This is a genomic window from Amycolatopsis sp. CA-161197 (assembly GCF_050942255.1).
GTDB lineage: Bacteria > Actinomycetota > Actinomycetes > Mycobacteriales > Pseudonocardiaceae > Amycolatopsis.
The window spans coordinates 9,495,948-9,513,922 of sequence record NZ_CP192059.1 but is presented as its reverse complement, the minus strand read 5'-3'; the positions used below and the strand labels follow the sequence as shown (position 1 = coordinate 9,513,922).

The following is a 17,975-nucleotide window of genomic DNA, read 5'->3' as shown; positions in this document are numbered from 1 at the left end:
TTTGTGGAGGAACAGCAGGCTCAGCCGAGCAGCAGGCCGTTGCCGCCGGCGACGGCGTTGTCGAAGCGCTTGCTGATCTCAGCCCAGTTGAAGATGTTCCACAGGGCCTTGACGTAGTCCGGCTTCACGTTCTTGTAGTCCAGGTAGAACGCGTGCTCCCACACGTCGACCAGCAGGATCGGCGTGGTCGGCAGGATCAGGTTGTTGTGGTGGTCGCGCAGCTGCTGGGTGATCAGCGTCTTGCCGATCGGGTCCCAGGAGAGCGCGCCCCAGCCGTTGCCCTGGATCGTGGTGGAGACGGCGGTGAACTGCGCCTTGAACTTGTCGAAGGAGCCGAACGCGTCGTCGATCGCCGCGGCCAGTTCGCCGGTCGGCTTGTCGCCGCCTTCCGGCGAAAGGATCTTCCACCAGACGACGTGGTTCGCGTGGCCGGCCAGGTTGAAGGCCAGCGTGGTCTCAAGGCCGACGATGTTGCCGAAGTCGCCGGCTTCGCGCGCTTCCGCGATCTTGTCGAGCGTGTCGTTGGCACCCTTGACGTAGGTCGCGTGGTGCTTGCTGTGGTGCAGCTCGTTGATCTGACCGGAGATGTGGGGCGCGAGAGCGCCGTAGTCGTAGTCGAGATCGGGCAGGTTGTACCGGGCCATTGGCCCTCCTTCAGTCTTCGACACAAGTTCCTACTACCGAACCTAGTAGCACACCGGGGTTCGCGGCGACCGGGGGCGGCCTCCGTGCCACAGGGTGGACCCACTCGTTCGGCCACTGCGTACCCGGGTGGGCACTGTGCGAAACCGAGCCTTGTACCTCCACCAAACTGGAGGTCAACTTCTTGTGATCAGCCTCATCCGCCCGGGCGTCAGGCGATCCGGTATCGGTCCAGGTCGTGCGCCAGCTCGTCGAACACGGCGACGTTGTGTTCGAAGGCGACCAGTGTCTCGTTGATCACCCGGGCGCGGGCGTCGTCGTCCCACGGCGCGGCGTCGAGCTTCGCGCGGTAGCGGTCGCGGAACGCGGGCGCGCTGCCGATCTCGTCGAAGTGGTAGAACAGCGAGCCGGCCTCGGCGAGGTCGAAGTTCTTCTCCAGCAGTCGCCGGATGATCTGGCCGCCCGCGATGTCGCCCAGGTAGCGCGTGTAGTGGTGTGCCACGTACCCGCCGGCCCACGCCGACGCCTCGGCGATGCGCGCGGCGTACGCCTCCGTGCTGGCGAGCGGGCGGATCTCGGTGCGCCAGGCCGGCCCGACGAGGCGTGCGAGATCGCGCTCGAGCGCGGGCAGCCGGCGCAGCTCGTCGAACACGAACTCGCGGCCCACGGCGTCGGCGGTCATGGTGTCGCTGACGCGCTCGATGGCCTGGTAGACGAAGTAGTACTGGATCGCGAGCTGCGTGTAGCCCTCCAGGGAGAGCTCGCCGCCGAGCAGCGCGTTCATGTACGTGGAGTGGTTGGCCCGGTCGTGCACGCCCCTGGTCGACTCCCGCAGCTGTCCGGAGAACGGCCGGGCTTCGAGCTCAGTGGTCACCGACATCGCGGCCTCCCTCTTTTCTGACACGCTGTCAGAACGAGGGTAGGCCACGATCACGACTTAGGCTACCCTAAATCGGACGCGGATCCGGAAGTTCACTCGAACCGACGGCCTGCAGCACGAACCGCACGGCCGCCTCGATCACGCCGGCCAGCCGCTCGGCGGGCACGTCGATCACCTGCCGTGTGCCGAGCGCCGCGGTGATCATGGGGGCGACCACGTCCACGTCCTGCGCGGGCCAGCTGCCCGCGTCGACGCCGGCGAGCAGCACCGCCCGCAGCTGCCCGGTGATCGGATCGGCGTGGGCGCTGATGCGCCGGTAGGCCGCGGGCGCGAGCGCCGACTCCAGCGCGCCACCGGGTGGCAGGTGGTGCTCGGCGAGCACCCGCAGCTGCAGCCGGACGAACGTCGCCAGCTGCGCGATCGGGTCCGTCTCGGCCTCCACGGCCGCGCGCAGCCGCTCGACGTAGCGCGCCGCCTCGTCCTCGACGAACGCGACGAGCAGGCTTTCCTTGTCGGGGAAGTGGTTGTACAACGCGGTGCGGCCCAGCCCGGCCTCCGCGGCGACGCCGGCGAGTGTGATCGCGTCGAAGCCGCGCTCGTACAGCTGCGCGCGCAGCACCTCGAACACCCGTGCGCGGACCTCGCGCCGGTGCGCTTCGAGCGAGCCGCCGAGTACCTTTGGCACCGTCGTTCCCCTGCCTGCCTGAGACCTGCTCCGGCCACCATAAGGCCGAACGGGGGCTCGTACTCAGTCGGTGAGCGACCAGGTGTGCACGGGTTCGCCGGCGGCCGAGAGCTCGAGGTAGCGGCCCAGCATGCGGTTGAGCGCCGTCTCGCGGTCGGCCCCGCGGTCCTGCGCGCGCTGCACGTAGTCGCGCTGCCAGGTGGCGCCGCTGCGGCGGGCCAGGCAACGCCGCTCGATCACGCCGAGGTACTTCACGCGGGCCTCGTCGGAGACACCCGAAAGGCGCAGTCCCTCGTGGGCGAGGGGCAGCAGCACGCGCAGCGCCAGCTCGTCGGGCGGGATCCAGCCGATGCCGGGCCAGTACAGCTGCGCCTCGAAACCCTTGCGCGCGCCCGCGTAGAGGTTCTCCTCCGCGGCCTGGAACGACATCTGCGTCCACACCGGGCGTTCCTGCTCGGCCAGCGCGCGCTGGGCGCCGTAGAAGAACGCGGCGTTGGCCACGATGTCGACGATCGTGGGCCCGGCCGGCAGTACGCGGTTCTCCACGCGCAGGTGCGGCAGGCCGTCGACGACGTCGTACACCGGCCGGTTCCAGCGCCAGATCGTGCCGTTGTGCATGCGCAGCTCGGTGAGCTTCGGCGCCTGGCCCGACTCCAGCATTTCGAGCGGGTCTTCCGTGTCGGTCTGCGGCAGCAGGCCGGGGAAGTACCGCACGTTCTCTTCGAACAGATCGAAGATCGAGGTGATCCACCGCTCGCCGAACCACACTCTCGGCCGCACGCCCTGGTTCTTCAGCTCTTCCGGACGCGTGTCGGTGGCCTGCTGGAACAGCGGGATCCGCGTCTCGTGCCACAACGCCTTGCCCAGCAGGAAGGGAGAGTTGGCGGCCAGCGCCGTCTGCACGCCGGCGAGGCACTGGGCGGCGTTCCAGTGCGCGGCGAATTCCTCAGGCGCCACCTGGAGGTGCAGCTGAACCGACGTGCACGCGGCTTCGGGCAGGATGGATTCCGCGAAACTGCGCAGTCTTTCCGGCTGTTCGCCCGGAAGCGCCGCGCCGTCCATGGAAAGCGCGATTCGCTCGCCGCGCGCGGCGAAGATCTGGTCGTTCAGCGACGAATACCGGGCGTTGTTGGTGAGCCATTTCTGGTCGAAGTGTTCTTGACGCAGTGTCGGCAGGATCCCGATCATCGCGAGCGTCGAACCGGAGTCGGTGGCCTTGGCGGACGCTTTGCCGAGGTATGCGCGCAGATCGTCTTCCAGCTGCAGAGCCGAATCGCCGGCGAGCGGGCGCGGCGGCACGTTCAGCTCGAGGTTGTGCTGCCCGAGTTCGGTGGTGAACGACGGGTCGTCGAGCGCTTCCAGCACCGCCGTGTTGGTCATCGACGGCCGCAGTTGGCCGTCGACGAGGTTCAGCTCCACTTCGAGCCCGATGTTCTTGCGGGGAAAGGAAAAGCTGCCGTCCGTGAGCATCCGGGCGAGCGTGTCGAGACAGCGTTGGACCTTGCGGCGGTACCGTCCTCGGTCCAGCTGGTCGAACGGTTTCGCCGAAAGATCGGTACCCATGTCTGACGCGCTCCTTGGCTGCTGTCCGCGGGTGTCCGGGCGGGGACTGCCAGGCCGCCCACCGTCGCACAGTGCGGCGCATCCGGGCTAGCGGCCAAACTGGTGCTCTCCGTCACGGGGGGTTGACCGTGCGCAAAAATGGCCCATTCGTACCAGAGTTCTCCGGTCGTTCGGACCACCTTTGTACCGGCCGGGGGTCCGGCATGCGGATGTCACACTGTGCGGTGTGGCTGAACTGATCTTCACCGAGGATCCCGAAGATCCCCGGCTCGACGATTTCCGCGACTTGTCCACTGCGGACCGGCGGCCGGACCGTCCCGGTGGGCGGGGACTCGTGATCGCGGAAGGCACCGTGGTGGTCGAGCGGATGCTCGCTTCGCGGTACCCCGTGCGGGCGTTGCTCGGCGTGGAACGGCGAGTGCGTGACCTCGACCTGTCCGGCGTCGACGCGCCCGCGTACGTGACTTCGGCGGAAACGATGGCTTCCGTGGTCGGGTTCCACCTCAACCGCGGCGTGCTGGCGGTGGCCGATCGTCCGGCGCCGCCCGCGGTTCCGGAGATCATCACCGGCGCGCAGGTGCTCGCCGTCCTCGAAGGCGTCGGCGACCACGAGAACCTCGGTTCGATCTTCCGCAACGCGTCCGCGCTCGGCGTCGACGGCGTGCTGCTGGGGCCGGGCTGCTCGGATCCGCTGTACCGGCGCAGTGTGCGCGTGTCGATGGGCCACGTGCTCCGCGTGCCCTTCGCTCCGCTGGACGGGTGGCCCGGCGGACTGAACCTCTTGCGGGAGAGCGGTTTCACCGTGGCGGCGCTCACACCGCGGCCGGGTTCCGTTCCGCTGCGCGGACTGCGCGACAAGGTGGGCGAGCGCGTGGCGCTGATGCTCGGCGCCGAAGGCCCCGGGCTCACCGACGAGGCGATCGCGGCCGCGGATCTGGCCGTGCGCATCGAGATGGTGGCGGGCGTCGACTCGCTGAACGTCGCCACCGCCGCCGCGGTCGCGTTCCACGAGGTCGCCGCCACGCGCTGAGGTGCTCACCTTTCCGGGATACCCATTCCGCGCCGATAACCACAGGCAAAAATGTCGATCGGTCAACGACCGTGGCCCGTCCGGCCCCGGCGGTGCGCCAACCGTTGGCACTGACGGGGTGGCGCGGTTATACGCTCGTGGCGGTGGAGGAACTGCTCCACGTGCGGCTCTGATTGCGGTCGCTTCCCGCGCCGGGTGCCCGTCCCGCCGAGGGGGTCGCGGGCTTACGCTGCTGCGGGCAGGTGCGGGCCGCGGCACGGTCGCGTCAGGTGGGCACCGGCAGGTGGGAAATGCCCAGCGGGAGGACGTCAGTGGAGCTGCGGATCCGGGGCGAGCGCGCGGTGCTCGCCGGCCCGGGTGGTGAGGGTGCGCGCGAAGTCGACCCGCGGCGGCTGGCGATCGGGGCGGACCTGGCGCAGGCGCTGCACGAGTGGGCGCGCGTCGCGTCGGCGGTGTCGCGGACGGGCGGCGACGCGGAGGTCGCCACTTCGGTCGTGTCGCAGCGGGGCAGGCAGCTGGCCGGGCGGCTGGCGACGGTGATGGGAACGACGGTGCGGTTCGTGGATCCGTTGTCCGGCGTCGAGACGGTGATCGAGCCGCCCGCGCGCGTGGTGGCGCGGCGGCGGGGGATGCCTGGAGCGCCGGCCGAGCCGACGCCGTGGCTGACCGGGCTGACGGTGTCGGCGTTCGCCGCGGTGCTCGTGACCGTCGCGATGCTCGCGCTGGCCGGCACGCTTGCGCGCGAGACGAGTGTGTGGCTCGCGGTGGTGGCGTCGGTCGTGGTGACCGCCGGGATCGGGCCGTCGCTGTGGCTCGGGCGGCGGCTGCCGATCGTGCGGTGGGCGGTGTACGGCGCGGGCGCGGGGATCGTCGCCGCGTGGCTGGGTGTGCTGGCGATCGTGCTCTGACCGGCCGATACTGGCCCGATGGCACCCCTCGACGAGTTGCGCAAGCTGTGCCTCGCGCTGCCCGAGGCCACCGAACGCCTCAGCCACGGCGAGCCGACGTGGTTCGTGCGCGGCAAGAAGACGTTCGTGACGTTCGCGAACCACCACCACGACGACGGCCGCCTGGCGTTCTGGTGCCCGGCGCCGCCCGGTGCGCAGGAGGACCTCGTGCGCACCGAGCCGGAACGCTTCTTCCGCCCGCCCTACGTCGGGCACCGCGGCTGGCTCGGCGTGCGCCTCGACGTGGACGTCGACTGGGCCGAGATAGACCACATCGTGCGCGACGCCTACCGGCTGGTCGCGCCGAGGTCGCTGGCCGTGCTGATCGAGAACTAGCCGCGCTGCGAACGCACGCCCAGCAGGACGTCTTCCCACGAAGGCACGATGGGGTGGTTCTTCTTGGGCTTCGTGCGCGGCTGGTCGTCGTCGGCGGCCTCGTCGTCGGACGGGACGCGCGGGATCTCCCGGGTGTCGTCGTCCTCCTCGTGCGGGTCGGCCGGCGCCTCGATGGCGAGCCGCTCGTCCTCGGCCGAGTCCAGCGTCGGCTGCACCACGGCGTCGCGCGCCGGGTCGAGCGCGCGGACCGTGCGCGGCGGGCGGTAGGAGTTGGGGTTGAGCAGGACCTCGGCGTTCTCGTCGACGGCGTGCACGGTGCCGCCGTGGGCGCCGGGCGAGAAGGACCAGTGGGCCCGGTTGTCGGAGCGCCCGGCCTTCCACTGCAGCACGACGACCCACTTGCCGTCGTCGCCGCGCCAGGAGTCCCAGCGGGCCTGGCTGTAGTCGTGGCCGCGGACGCCGAACGCGTACGCGATCACCTCACCGAGCGTCTGCACGTCGGGGCCGTCCTCGCGGACGGGGTGGGCGCTCTGGGCGAGCTCGGCCGTGCGCGAGCGCTCCAGCAGCACGGGGTAGGCGAACCGCTCCACGCGCTGCGCCGAGACACCGGCGCCGCTCGCGACCTGTTCGACGGACTCGCCGGCGCGGATTCGCGCCTGGATCTCGCGTGGCCGCATCTGGCTCTCCAACTCGATTTCGATCTGGCCCAGCCGAGCGATGTCCCCCCTCGCCGCCGCTCGCAGTGTTTCATCGGCCGGGAGCAGGAAGCGGGTACGGCTCGCCGGGTCCTCGAGCACGATGGACTTGCCGTCCTCGTGCAGCCCGACCACCCGTAGCGCCCGCATTTCTCGCCTCCCCGATCTTCACCTTTGTGGGTGCTCACGTTAGAACGGCGCGTCGGCTTGACGCGCGAGGCGCGCCGATGCATCACCCATCCGTCACCTTTTTGGAGACGGTCCGCGTCATCCTCCCGGGCCCGCTCACCGGGAACCCGTGGGACACGCCGACCACGTTCCGTCACGAATGAGTGGTGTTCCGTGTTCGTCGCCGAAACGCACGACGGGCCCCTCCCGGAGTGGGAGGGGCCCGTCGGTGAACCGAGAACTCAGCCCAGCCGCTCGACGACGTACTCGATGCTCTGCGTGAGCTTCGTGATGTCGTCCGGGTCGATGGCCGGGAACAGGCCGATGCGCAGCTGGTTGCGGCCCAGCTTGCGGTACGGCTCGGTGTCGACGATGCCGTTGGCGCGCAGCACCTTGGCCACGGCGGCGGCGTCGACCTCGTCGGAGAAGTCGACGGTGCCGACGACCTGCGAGCGCAGGTCCGGGTCCTTCACGAACGGCGTGGTGTAGGAGGTCTTCTCGGCCCACTCGTACAGCCGGTTCGACGAGTCCTGCGTGCGCGCGGTCGTCCAGGCGAGCCCGCCCTGGCCGTTCATCCACTCGATCTGGTCGGCGAGCAGGAAGAGCGTGGCCACGGCCGGGGTGTTGTACGTCTGGTCCTTGCGCGAGTTGTCCAGCGCCGTGGTGAGCGACAGGAACTCGGGAATCCAGCGGTCGCCGTTGCCCAGCTCGCCGATGCGCTCCACCGCGGCCGGCGAGGCGAGGGCGATCCACAGGCCACCGTCGGACGCGAAGGACTTCTGCGGCGCGAAGTAGTAGACGTCGAAGTCCTCGGCCTTGACGGGCAGGCCGCCGGCACCGGACGTCGCGTCGATCGCCACGAGCGCGCCCTCGCTGCCTTCGGGGCGGCGGACCGGCACCGCGACACCGGTCGAGGTTTCGTTGTGCGCCCAGCCGACGAGGTCGGCACCGGTTTCGTACGCGATGTCGGGCGCGCTGCCCGCGTCGGCCTTCACGATGATCGAGTCGGCGAGGAACGGCGCCTTGTTCGTGACGCTCGCGAACTTCGAGGAGAACTCGCCGTAGGTGAAGTGCTGCGCGCGCTCGCGCACCAGCCCGAACGCGGCGGCGTCCCAGAACGCGGTGGTGCCGCCGTTGCCGAGGATGACCTCGTAGCCCTCCGGCAGGGAGAACAGCTCGGACAGCCCCGCGCGCACGCGCCCGACCAGCGACTTCACCGGCTTCTGGCGGTGCGACGTGCCGAGGTAGGTGTGGCCGGACTCAGCCAGCTTGGCGAGCTGCTCGTCACGGACCTTGGACGGTCCGCAACCGAAGCGCCCATCGGCCGGCTTGAGGTCTTCGGGGATGCTCAACTCCGCTGCATCGGTCATGTGGGCAGTCTCTCAGGTGGGGATGCGCCTGCTCAATGCGGTGGGGCGGTGTCCGACATGTGGAACCCGACACTTTCGCCCCAATGCGGCATCGGGTGCGCTCAACGCACCGAACGCCGCATTGGGTGCCCTCAACGCAACCAACGCCGCATGGGGGTGCTCAGCGCCAGCCGGCCTCGTCGACGCCGCCCGGGATGGGCGCGGCGGGGTCGTACGGGGTGCGGGTGAAGATGAACGTCGCGAGGTCGAGGTGGTTGGCCGTGCCCGACGCGTCGCGGCCGACGGTGAGGGTTTCGCCGGTGTAGTACCCGTCGAGGCCGACCCACGTGTCCGGGCCGGTGGGCCGGAACCGCGACGCGCGCCCGGCGCCGTTGGCGGGGTCGAGCGAGATGAGGTCCGAACCGAGCACGCGCAGGTGGTACGGCGTCGGACCCCAGTGCCACAGGCCGGTGAGCGCGAGCAGCGCGGGGTCCACAGTGGACGGCACCCACTCGTCGGGCAGTGCGGGCTCCAGCTCGTCGGTCATCGTGAGCAGGTCGAGCGTGAGCTGCGTGATGCCGACGCCGGCGGTCGCGTTGGTCAGGCACAGGGCGCCGGTGCCGGTGTTCGGGTCGACGAGCGACGCGGCGAGGAAGCCCGGCATCGAGCCGGTGTGGCCCGCGAGGTGGCGGCCCTCGTAGCGCACCACCATCACGCCGAGGCCGAAGCCCGTGGTCCAGACCTCGGTGTCGTCGACGGTGTTCATCGTGCGCATCTCGGCCACGGTGTCCTCGCTCAGCACGCCACCGGTGTGCCCGCCCAGGAACGACGTCCAGCGGCCGAGGTCCTTGATCGTCGACCAGAGCTGGCCGGCCGGGGCCATCGCGCCGGCGTCGGGCGAGGGTTCGGGCAGCAGGACGTCGGCGAACGGGTGCACGGCGAAGCCCTCGGCGTGTGCGCCCGAAGGGTGCGGCGTCGTGCGGGTCATGCCCAGTGGCGTGAGGATCTCCTCGCGCACGACGTCGAACCACGGCTTGCCGCGCAGGCGGGCCACGAGCTCGCCCAGCACGCCGAAACCGACGTTGGAGTAGTGGAACTTGAAGCCCGGACGCAGTTTCGTCGCGTCCTTGTCGAGGCTCGCCACGAGCGCGGCCCAGTCGTCGCCCGGCGTGCGCTCCCACCACAGGCCCGGCGACTCCGACGTGAGGCCGGAGGTGTGCGAGAGCAGCTGCGCCACCGTCGCCGTCGCGAACGCGGTGCCGGGCAGGTGCTTCTCGATCGGGTCGGTGAGCTCGAGCCGGCCCTCGTCGCGCAGGCGCAGCACGGCCGTGGCGATCATCGTCTTGGTGATCGAGCCGAGGCGGTACTGCGTGTCGTCGTCGGGGCGCGCGGAGCCGATACGGCCGCGCGCGCCGGACCACACGAGGTTCCCGTCGCGCACCACGGCGCCGACGAGGGACGGCGTGCGGGAGGACGCCTGCTCCCGCGCGAGCCGGCGGTACAGGGCGAGTTCGGTGGAAGCGAGCATGCGGGCCATTCTGCCCCGCGCGGCTCAGCCCAGCAGCTGCCGGTCCAGCGCCGTGGTCACGGCCGCGGTGCGGTCGGACACACCGAGCTTGCCGAACACGCGCAGCAGGTGCGTTTTCACCGTCGCCTCGCCGATGTGCAGCGACCGACCGATGTCGGCGTTTGTCAGTCCCTTCGCGACGAGCCGCAGCACCTCGACTTCGCGCGCCGAAAGCGGTGACACGGGTTCCGGGTTGCGCACGCGGTTCACGAGCTTGCCCGCCACCGACGGCGCCAGCACGGTCTCGCCGCGCGCCGCCGCCCGGATCGCGCCGGCCAGCTCGGCGCGCGACGCGTCCTTGAGCAGGTACCCGGCGGCACCCGCTTCGACGGCCCGCAGGATGTCGGCGTCGGTCTCGTACGTGGTGAGCACGACGATCCGCCGCTTCGGCGTCTCCTTGAGGATGCCGCGGATCGCGCCGACGCCGTCGAGGCCCGGCATGCGCAGGTCCATCAGCACCACGTCGGGCTGCTTCACGCGGTCGAGCGCGATGGCCTCGTGGCCCGAACCCGCTTCGCCGACGACCGTCAGATCGGCCTCGGCCTCGAGCATCCCGCGCAGGCCTTCGCGCACCACGGGGTGGTCGTCGACCAGCATGATCGTGATCACGCGGGCACCTCCAGCTCCAGTTCGGTCCCGCCACCCGCGCCGCCGCGCAGGCTCAGCCGGCCACCTACCTGCTCGACCCGCGAGCGCATCCCGCGCAGGCCGAACCCCTCGGTGGGCGCGTTCGGGGAGAAGCCGCAGCCGTCGTCGCGCACGCGCAACCGTACCGTTCCGTCCACAGCGGACAGCCGCACCAGCACCGAGTCCGCACCCGAGTGCTTGCGGACGTTGGCCAGCGCCTCCTGCGCACCGCGCAGCAGCACGACCTCGGTGGCCGTGGCCAGCGGTGGCAGGGGATCGTCCACTTCGCACTCGACGCGCAGGCCGGCCTCGTCGGCGAGGCGTTCGGCCGCGCGGCGCACCGCGTCGGTGAGCGTGCCGGCCGCGAGGTCCGAAGGCGCCAGCGCCGCCACCATCGCGCGGGCCTCGGCGAGGTTCTCGCGGGCGGTGGCCGACGCCAGGGCGAGGTGCCGGCGGGCCGCGGTGACGTCGGTGTCCAGTTCGGACTCGATCGCCTGCGTGAGCGTGACGATGCTGGTGAAGCCCTGCGCCAGCGTGTCGTGGATTTCGCGGGCCAGACGTTCGCGTTCGGCCGCGGTGCCGGCTTCGCGCGAGAGCCGCGAGACCTCGGCCTGGCTGTCTTCGAGCTGCCGGATGAGCTCGGCGCGCGCTGCGCTCTGCTTGATGACGTCGGTGGTGAACTTGCCCGCCAGCACGCTGAACACCACGAGGATCGCGGTCATCGGCAGCAGGATCGGCAGGCTCGGGTTCTCCCAGCCGCCGCGGACGACGGCGGCGGCCGGTTCGAGCAGGATCAGCAGCGTCGTGAGCACGACGCCCGGGCGGATCTCCTGCAGCATGAACAACATCGGGCACGCCATGAACAGGATGAACGCGGCCGTGGTGTCGGCGAACATCGCCGTGGCCACGAGCACCACCAGCACGCCCGTGGCCACGTTGCGGGGCACCGGGTTCTCGTCGACGCGCGTGATCCGGCGGCCCGCCGCGACGTAGCCGATCAGCAACGCCGCGAGCGCGGCCTCCGCGACCACCTTCTCCGCTCGGGAAACGTCGTCGAACAGGACCAGGAGGGCGGTCGCCAGGTAGACGACCGCGAACAGCACCTCCCAGACCCAGTACGAGCGCTCCCACGCGTCGTCGAGCGAGGTCACCGGGGCTCGTTCGTCCACCGGAACGTGAGCCTCGCGAGCACGAGCCCAACCACGCACCAGGCGCCGAGCACCAGTGCCACCGTCGGAAGTTCCCATGTCCCCGCCATCTCCTGACTCGCCGCCGCCTCCGGCAGGAACACCGACCGGAAACCCTGGCAGATCCATTTCAGCGGGAAGAAGGACGCGATGTCGACCATGATCTTCGGCAGGTGCGTGATCGGCGTGACGAACACGCCCGAGATGAACTGCAGCACCAGGTACACCAGCTGCACCACGGCCACCGTGCCGTTGGCCGATCGCGTGAGCGAGCTGATCGAGATGCCGAGCAGCGTCGAGGAGATCACGCCCAGCACCATCACCCACACCAGCGTGGCCCACTTCTCGCCGTCGGCGGGCAGTTTCAGCCCGAACAGGAGCATCGCGACCGCGGCCATGATCACGGTCTGGGCGACGCTCGTGACGAGCACCATGATCATCTTGCCGATGAAGTACGACGCGGCCGGCATCGGCGTGCCGCGCAGGCGCTTGAGCGCGCCCACCTCGCGGTCGGCGGCGATCCCGATGCCGACGCTGTTGAACGACATCGACACGATCCCGGCGCCGATCATGCTCGCCGCGAGCAGCTGGCCGGACGACACTCCGGCCTGTCCGGTCGGACCGTCCAGAATGGACCCGAGCAGGATCATCAGCACGGCGGGCAGGGAGAAGGTGAAGACCACCTGCTCCTTGTTGCGGAAGAACTGCCGCAGCTCGAAGCTGCCGCGGGCGGTGCCCAGCGTGAAGGTGGCCGGCAGGGGCGGCCGGGTCGGCGATTTGACGGCGGTGGTCACAGGTTTTCCCCGATCAGGTCCAGGTAGATGTCCTCGAGGCTGGGGCGCGTCACGGTGAGGCCGGCGAGCTCCCTCGTCCCGCCGGACAGTTGCGTGACGAGTTTCGTCGGGTACGCGGTGCGTTCCTCGTGCTCCCCGGTTTCGTCGCTCCACCGCACGATCGCCTCGGCCTGGCCACGGCCCCCGAGCGTTTCGGGAGTCCCCTCCGCAACCACCGTGCCGTTCGCGATCACCACGAGCCGGTCGGCCAGCGCCTCCACCTCGTCGAGGTAGTGCGAGGTCAGCAGGATCGTGGTGCCCTCCTTCGCGAGACCTTCGATCAGGCCCCAGAACTGCCGCCGAGCCTCGGGGTCGAAACCCGTCGTGGGCTCGTCGAGGAAGAACAGCTCGGGCCGGCCGATGATGCCGAGCGCCACGTCGACGCGGCGGCGCTGCCCGCCGGAAAGCGACTTCACGCGGGCGCCGGCCTTCTCCGTGAGGCCGACCTGGTCGATCACCGCCTCCGGGTCTCGCGGGTTGGGGTAGTACTTCGCGAAGTGTCGCACGGTTTCCGTGACGGTCAGCTCGGCCGCGTCGGTCGCCGTCTGCAGCACGATGCCCAGCCGGGAGCGCCACTCGCGGCCCGCTTTGCCAGGGTCTTCGCCGAGCACGTCGGCTTCGCCCGACGTGCGCTGCCGGTGTCCTTCAAGGATCTCGACGGTCGTGGTCTTGCCCGCGCCGTTGGGCCCCAGAAGCGCGAACACCTCGCCGTGGTGGATGTCGACGTCGAGTCCACCCACGGCGACGTGGCCGGGGTACTCCTTGCGCAGTCCGCGCACCCTCACTGCTGTGGTCATGGCTCAATCCTGCGGCCACGCACCGTCGCCGCGGGACGTCCGGCCAGTGGAATCCGGTTGTCCACCGAACGGTGGACACGAGCCGGTGTTTCCCGTGGAACCAGCGAAAACGCCGTTGTGAAGCCCGAAAACCACCCACGGCACGAACGCCCGGCAGACGGCAACCGCCGCCGAGGTGAACCACTCCTATTGACAAATTGTCTAACATGACAGAATGTCTCACAAGCAGGTGACCGCCAGTGACGGTGTCCGCCTCTCGGTGCGCGTGACCGGCGCCGCGGACGGGCCCACGGTCGTGCTCGTGCACGGCTACCCGGACAACGGCTCGATGTGGGACGGTGTCGCCGCCGAGCTCGGCCGCCGCCACCGCGTCGTGGTCTACGACGTGCGCGGCGCGGGTGAGTCCGACAAACCGAAGGCGCGCAGCGCGTACCGCCTCGACCAGCTCGCCTCGGACCTCGCCGCGGTCGTCGACGCCGTGCAACCGACCGGCAAGGTCCACCTGCTCGCGCACGATTGGGGTTCGATCCAGACCTGGCACGCGGTCACCGGCGACGAGCTGCGCGGGCGGATCGCGTCGTACACCTCGATCTCCGGCCCGAGCCTCGACCACGCCGGCGCGTGGTTCCGCACGCAGCTGCGGCGGCCGTCGGGCCTGCCGAGGGCGCTGAGGCAGTTCTTCCACTCGTACTACATCCTGCTGTTCCAGCTCCCGGTCGTGCCGGAACTGTTCTGGCGCACCGGGCTGATGCGCGCGCTCATGCGCCGGCTGGAGCCCGCCGAAGCCACGCCCTCGACCGTCGACGGCTTGAACGGGCTGGAGCTCTATCGCGCGAACATCGGCTCGCGGCTTTCGCGCCCGGTGCCGCGGACCGCCGACGTGCCGGTGCAGGTGCTCGCGCCGACCGGCGACGCCTACGTGACCACTCCGCTGCAGACGGAGATCGAGCGCTGGGTGCCGGACCTGCGGGTGCGCCGGCTCGTCGGCTCGCACTGGATCACCCGCAGCGATCCCGGTGTCGTGGCCGCCGCGACCGCCGAGCTGATCGACCACGTCGAGGGCGGCGAGGAGAGCCGGGCACTGAAGCGTGCTCGCGTCGGCGGGGCCGAGCGCGGGCGGTTCCCGAACCGGCTGGTGGTCGTCACCGGGGCCGGCAGCGGCATCGGGCGGGCGACCGCGCTGGTGTTCGCCGACGAGGGTGCGGACGTGGTGGTCACCGATCTGGACCCGGCCGCGGCGACCGAAACGGCGAAGCTGGTGCGGGACAAGGGGGTCGAGGCCGGTGAGTACACAGTGGACGCCGCCGACGGCGACGCCGTGGCCCGGTTCGCCGAGCAGGTGCGCGCGGAGTTCGGTGTGCCCGACATCGTGGTGAACAACGCCGGCATCGGGATGTCCGGGCCGTTCCTCGACACGTCGCTGGCCGACTGGGAGAAGGTCGTGGACGTGAACCTGTGGGGCGTGATCCACGGGTGCCGCGCGTTCGCGCCGATGATGGTCGAGCGCGCCGAGGGCGGGCAGATCGTGAACCTCGCGTCGGCCGCCGCGTACCTGCCGTCGAAGGTCCTCACGGCGTACGGCACGACCAAGGCCGCGGTGCTCGCGTTGAGCGTCGGGCTGCGCGCGGAACTGGCGGGGGCCGGCATCGGTGTGACGGCGATCTGCCCGGGTCTGGTGAACACCAACATCACCAGCACCACGCGGTTCGTCGGCGTCGCGCCGGAGGAGGAAGCGCGGCGGCAGAAGGCGTCGACCAAGCTCTACGCGCGGCGCGGCTTCGGCCCCGAGAAGGTGGCGCGCGACATCCTGCGGGCCGTCGAGCGCGATCGCGCGATCCAGGCGTCGACGCCCGAAGCGAAGGTCGCGCTGGTCCTCTCGCGGCTGACGCCCGGCCTGCTGCGCGCGGCGGCGAAGCTGGACGTCACCCCGTGAGCCGCCCGCGCCGGATGACCCCGCAGGCCCGGCGCGACGACCTGATCGCCGCCGCGCTGGACCTGTTCGGCAGCCGCGCGCCGGAGCTGGTGACGGTGGACGACATCGTCGCGCGCGCCGAGGTGTCGCGGCCGCTGTTCTACCGCTACTTCCCGAGCCTGCGCGAGCTGCAGGTCGAGGCGCTGCGCACGGTCACCGACGGCCTCGTCGACGGCCTCGCGCACCTGGAGCAGGGGCCGCCGGAACACCGGCTGCGCACGGCCGTGCGGGGGCTGATCGACGTGGCCGATCACTATCGCGCCGGCTACGTCGCCTTGCTGCGCAGCGGTTCCGTGATCGCGACGTCGGAGACGGACGCGGCCATCGACGAGGTGCGCAACCGATCGGTGGAGCTGATCCTCGACGCGCTGGGCCTCGCTTCGCCGTCACCGCTGGTGCTGCTCACGCTGCGGTGCTGGACGGCCGTGGTCGAGGGCGCGCTGCTGTCGTGGCTGCAGGACCGCAACGTGCCCCGCGAAATCCTCGACGCCTGGCTCGTCGACCAGCTCACGGCCATGCTCGCCACGACCGCCGCCCACGACCCCGCGCTCACCCCCTGACCCGACCACCCCAATGTGGCGTTGGGTGCGCTGGGCGCACCGAACGCCACATTGGGGTGCTTCGGTCAGTGCTTGGTGACGGTTTCCCAGCCCTCGACGTCCTCGGGCTTGCGGGGCTCCGGGCCCACGTACTTCGCCGACGGGCGCACGAGGCGGCCGGTCTGCTTCTGCTCCAGGATGTGCGCCGCCCATCCGGCGGTGCGCGCGGAGGAGAACATCGCGGGCATCATGTTCGGCGGCACCTGCGCGAAGTCCAGGATCACGGCGGCCCAGAACTCCACGTTGGTCTCGATCGGGTGGTCCGGGCGGCGCTCGCGCAGCTCGGTCAGCGCGGCCTGCTCCAGCGCCGCGGCGACCTCGTAGCGCTCGGAGCCCAGCTCCTGGCAGGTGCGGCGCAGCACCCGGGCACGCGGGTCCTCCGCGCGGTAGACCCGGTGGCCGAAGCCCATCAGGCGCTCCTTGCGGTCGAGGATGCCCTTGACCAGCCCGGCGGCGTCACCGGTCCGCTCGACCTCTTCGATCATCGGCAGCACGCGCGCCGGCGCGCCACCGTGCAGCGGGCCCGACATTGCGCCGATGGCGCCCGAGAGCGCGGCGGCAACGTCGGCACCCGTCGACGCGATCACACGCGCGGTGAAGGTCGACGCGTTCAGGCCGTGCTCGGCGGCGGAGACCCAGTAGGCGTCGAGCGCCTTCACGTGGGCCGGGTCCGGCTCGCCGCGCCAGCGCACCATGAAGCGTTCGGTGATGGTCGAGGCCTCGTCGACCTTCGACTCCGGCACGGCCGGCTGCGAAATGCCGCGCGCCGACTGCGCGATGTAGGACAGCGCCATCACCGAGGCGCGCGCGAGCTGGTCGCGGGCCTGCTCGTCGGTGATGTCGAGCAGCGGTTCGTAACCCCAGATCGGCGCGAGCATCGGCAGCGCCGCCTGCACGTCCACGCGTACGTCGCCCGTGTGCACCGGAAGCGGGAACGGCTCGGCGGGCGGGAGCCCGTTGCCGAAGCGGCCGTCGACGAGCAGGCCCCACACGTCCCCGAAGCTCACCTTGCCGGCGAGGTCCTCGATGTCGACACCGCGGTACCGCAGCGCGCCGCCGTCCCGGTCGGGTTCGGCGATTTCGGTGCGGAACGCCACCACGCCTTCGAGGCCGGGGCGGAAGCCGTCGTCGGCTTGGTCGGAGTTCGGCTGCTTGATGGTGGAGGTAGTCACTTCGCGAACCTTTCGATGCGCATTTCCCCGGCTTTTGTCTGACCACTCGCGCTGACGGGATACACGCAACCTCGGCGCGCCTCATCGCACGTTTGGACAAACCTTGCTCCTCCGCCGAGCCGTGGGCAATGAAAGATGTGGTGGTTTCGGTCACGATTCCGAGAACGATTCAGTCCAGGAAGGCGTGTCGCGGCAAGTTCTTCGGCAACGGGCTGTGACCGTGCCCGGGGACGCGCGGTGTACCGGAGGTAAATCCTGTGTTTCCGAACCCGGCGACGCGGCGGGCCCGGTGATACAACCTGTCGCATGCACCTGAGCCCGCAGGAACGCGACAAGCTGCTGGTCCACGTCGCCGCCGACGTCGCGCGCCGCCGTCTCGAGCGCGGCGTGCTGCTCAACTACCCCGAGGCCGTCGCGCTGATCACCGACCACGTGCTCGAAGGCGCGCGTGACGGGCTTTCCGTGAGCGAGCTCGCAGCGAGCGGCCGCAGCGTGCTCTCGCGTGCGCAGGTGCTCTCCGGAGTGCCCGAAATGGTCGACTCCGTGCAGGTGGAGGCCACTTTCCCGGACGGGACGAAACTCGTCACCGTGCACGACCCGATCGTCTAGGAGAACCGAGTGCGGCCAGGCGAGATCATCCCCGGCGACGAGCCCGTGGAGCTGAACCCCGGGCGGGAGCGGGTGCGGTTGCGCGTGCGCAACCTCGGCGACCGGCCCGTGCAGGTCGGTTCGCACTACCACTTCGCGGCGGCGAACCCGGGTCTGGAGTTCGACCGCGAGGCCGCGCGCGGGCGCCGGCTCGATGTGCCGGCGGGGACGTCGGTGCGGTTCGAGCCGGGTGTCGAGCTTGAAGTCGATCTTGTTCCGCTGCGAGGAAACCGGCGTGTGCCGGGGTTGCGCACCGAATACGCCGGAGAGTTCTGAGA

19 protein-coding genes are annotated in these 17,975 nt (G+C 70.5%); 7 read left to right on the top strand and 12 right to left on the bottom strand.

Annotated elements, in window-relative coordinates; all coding sequences use genetic code 11:
- Positions 1–20 precede the first annotated feature (20 nt).
- The 4 genes from ACQPXB_RS45155 to ACQPXB_RS45140 form a co-directional block, all read right to left on the bottom strand.
- Entirely contained in the window at positions 21–644 is a 624-nt protein-coding gene (locus tag ACQPXB_RS45155) for a superoxide dismutase (protein WP_366582524.1), read from the bottom strand.
- 209 nt (positions 645–853) lie between these two features.
- Positions 854–1,522, bottom strand: coding sequence for a heme oxygenase (biliverdin-producing) (locus tag ACQPXB_RS45150; protein ID WP_366582525.1), 669 nt, complete (start codon positions 1,520–1,522; stop codon positions 854–856).
- Between the two features lie 67 nt (positions 1,523–1,589).
- Complete coding sequence (locus ACQPXB_RS45145) at positions 1,590–2,207, bottom strand: TetR/AcrR family transcriptional regulator (RefSeq protein ID WP_432848123.1); 618 nt, start codon at positions 2,205–2,207, stop codon at positions 1,590–1,592.
- Between the two features lie 63 nt (positions 2,208–2,270).
- On the bottom strand, positions 2,271–3,770 hold the full coding sequence (locus ACQPXB_RS45140) for a glutamate-cysteine ligase family protein (RefSeq protein ID WP_432848121.1): 1,500 nt from the start codon (positions 3,768–3,770) through the stop codon (positions 2,271–2,273).
- Between the two features lie 226 nt (positions 3,771–3,996).
- Here ACQPXB_RS45140 and ACQPXB_RS45135 point away from each other — a divergent pair, with 226 nt between their 5' ends.
- The 3 genes from ACQPXB_RS45135 to ACQPXB_RS45125 all read left to right on the top strand — a co-directional run bounded on the left by ACQPXB_RS45135 (position 3,997) and on the right by ACQPXB_RS45125 (position 6,083).
- On the top strand, positions 3,997–4,800 hold the full coding sequence (locus tag ACQPXB_RS45135) for a TrmH family RNA methyltransferase (protein WP_366582527.1): 804 nt from the start codon (positions 3,997–3,999) through the stop codon (positions 4,798–4,800).
- A gap of 311 nt (positions 4,801–5,111) precedes the next feature.
- Positions 5,112–5,708 carry a DUF2537 domain-containing protein gene (locus ACQPXB_RS45130; RefSeq protein ID WP_432857096.1) on the top strand — a complete coding sequence of 199 codons (597 nt, stop codon included), beginning with the start codon at positions 5,112–5,114 and terminating at the stop codon, positions 5,706–5,708.
- An 18-nt stretch (positions 5,709–5,726) separates the two neighbouring features.
- Positions 5,727–6,083: an MmcQ/YjbR family DNA-binding protein gene (locus tag ACQPXB_RS45125; protein WP_432848119.1), complete on the top strand. Its 357-nt coding sequence runs from the start codon at positions 5,727–5,729 to the stop codon at positions 6,081–6,083.
- Here the strand turns inward: ACQPXB_RS45125 and sepH are convergent.
- From sepH to ACQPXB_RS45090, 7 genes are all read right to left on the bottom strand, one after another.
- Positions 6,080–6,928 carry a septation protein SepH gene (sepH, locus tag ACQPXB_RS45120; protein ID WP_432848117.1) on the bottom strand — a complete coding sequence of 283 codons (849 nt, stop codon included), beginning with the start codon at positions 6,926–6,928 and terminating at the stop codon, positions 6,080–6,082. The genes ACQPXB_RS45125 and sepH overlap by 4 nt on opposite strands.
- Before the next feature lie 260 nt (positions 6,929–7,188).
- Entirely contained in the window at positions 7,189–8,316 is a 1,128-nt protein-coding gene (serC, locus tag ACQPXB_RS45115; RefSeq protein ID WP_432848115.1) for a phosphoserine transaminase, read from the bottom strand.
- A gap of 160 nt (positions 8,317–8,476) precedes the next feature.
- On the bottom strand, positions 8,477–9,823 hold the full coding sequence (locus ACQPXB_RS45110; RefSeq protein WP_432848114.1) for a serine hydrolase domain-containing protein: 1,347 nt from the start codon (positions 9,821–9,823) through the stop codon (positions 8,477–8,479).
- A 24-nt stretch (positions 9,824–9,847) separates the two neighbouring features.
- Complete coding sequence (locus tag ACQPXB_RS45105; RefSeq protein WP_432848113.1) at positions 9,848–10,471, bottom strand: response regulator; 624 nt, start codon at positions 10,469–10,471, stop codon at positions 9,848–9,850.
- Positions 10,468–11,640 carry a sensor histidine kinase gene (locus ACQPXB_RS45100; protein ID WP_386950909.1) on the bottom strand — a complete coding sequence of 391 codons (1,173 nt, stop codon included), beginning with the start codon at positions 11,638–11,640 and terminating at the stop codon, positions 10,468–10,470. The genes ACQPXB_RS45105 and ACQPXB_RS45100 overlap by 4 nt, the downstream gene beginning before the upstream one ends.
- On the bottom strand, positions 11,637–12,470 hold the full coding sequence (locus ACQPXB_RS45095; protein WP_432848111.1) for an ABC transporter permease: 834 nt from the start codon (positions 12,468–12,470) through the stop codon (positions 11,637–11,639). Before ACQPXB_RS45095 ends, ACQPXB_RS45100 begins: the two co-directional genes overlap by 4 nt.
- Positions 12,467–13,306, bottom strand: a complete 840-nt coding sequence (locus ACQPXB_RS45090) for an ABC transporter ATP-binding protein (protein ID WP_432848109.1) — start codon at positions 13,304–13,306, stop codon at positions 12,467–12,469. Before ACQPXB_RS45090 ends, ACQPXB_RS45095 begins: the two co-directional genes overlap by 4 nt.
- A 229-nt stretch (positions 13,307–13,535) precedes the next feature.
- Between ACQPXB_RS45090 and ACQPXB_RS45085 the strand changes: the two genes are divergently transcribed.
- Positions 13,536–15,239, top strand: coding sequence for an SDR family oxidoreductase (locus ACQPXB_RS45085; protein WP_432857093.1), 1,704 nt, complete (start codon positions 13,536–13,538; stop codon positions 15,237–15,239).
- A gap of 14 nt (positions 15,240–15,253) precedes the next feature.
- On the top strand, positions 15,254–15,838 hold the full coding sequence (locus ACQPXB_RS45080; protein ID WP_432857090.1) for a TetR/AcrR family transcriptional regulator: 585 nt from the start codon (positions 15,254–15,256) through the stop codon (positions 15,836–15,838).
- A 65-nt stretch (positions 15,839–15,903) separates the two neighbouring features.
- On the opposite strand, the gene ACQPXB_RS45075 is transcribed toward ACQPXB_RS45080, so the two are convergent.
- Complete coding sequence (locus ACQPXB_RS45075) at positions 15,904–17,049, bottom strand: citrate synthase 2 (protein WP_366584226.1); 1,146 nt, start codon at positions 17,047–17,049, stop codon at positions 15,904–15,906.
- 306 nt (positions 17,050–17,355) lie between these two features.
- Between ACQPXB_RS45075 and ACQPXB_RS45070 the strand changes: the two genes are divergently transcribed.
- Together ACQPXB_RS45070 and ACQPXB_RS45065 are read left to right on the top strand one after the other, a co-directional pair.
- Positions 17,356–17,658, top strand: coding sequence for an urease subunit gamma (locus tag ACQPXB_RS45070; protein WP_360593630.1), 303 nt, complete (start codon positions 17,356–17,358; stop codon positions 17,656–17,658).
- A gap of 9 nt (positions 17,659–17,667) precedes the next feature.
- Positions 17,668–17,973, top strand: a complete 306-nt coding sequence (locus ACQPXB_RS45065; RefSeq protein WP_432848107.1) for an urease subunit beta — start codon at positions 17,668–17,670, stop codon at positions 17,971–17,973.
- Positions 17,974–17,975 lie beyond the last annotated feature (2 nt).

Coding starts and splice junctions, on each gene's coding strand:
- ACQPXB_RS45155 (WP_366582524.1), bottom strand. CDS start 644: ATGGCCCGGTACAACCTGCCCGATCTCGACTACGACTACGGCGCTCTC.
- ACQPXB_RS45150 (WP_366582525.1), bottom strand. CDS start 1,522: ATGTCGGTGACCACTGAGCTCGAAGCCCGGCCGTTCTCCGGACAGCTG.
- ACQPXB_RS45140 (WP_432848121.1), bottom strand. CDS start 3,770: ATGGGTACCGATCTTTCGGCGAAACCGTTCGACCAGCTGGACCGAGGA.
- ACQPXB_RS45125 (WP_432848119.1), top strand. CDS start 5,727: ATGGCACCCCTCGACGAGTTGCGCAAGCTGTGCCTCGCGCTGCCCGAG.
- sepH (WP_432848117.1), bottom strand. CDS start 6,928: ATGCGGGCGCTACGGGTGGTCGGGCTGCACGAGGACGGCAAGTCCATC.
- serC (WP_432848115.1), bottom strand. CDS start 8,316: ATGACCGATGCAGCGGAGTTGAGCATCCCCGAAGACCTCAAGCCGGCC.
- ACQPXB_RS45110 (WP_432848114.1), bottom strand. CDS start 9,823: ATGCTCGCTTCCACCGAACTCGCCCTGTACCGCCGGCTCGCGCGGGAG.
- ACQPXB_RS45090 (WP_432848109.1), bottom strand. CDS start 13,306: ATGACCACAGCAGTGAGGGTGCGCGGACTGCGCAAGGAGTACCCCGGC.
- ACQPXB_RS45080 (WP_432857090.1), top strand. CDS start 15,254: ATGACCCCGCAGGCCCGGCGCGACGACCTGATCGCCGCCGCGCTGGAC.
- ACQPXB_RS45070 (WP_360593630.1), top strand. CDS start 17,356: ATGCACCTGAGCCCGCAGGAACGCGACAAGCTGCTGGTCCACGTCGCC.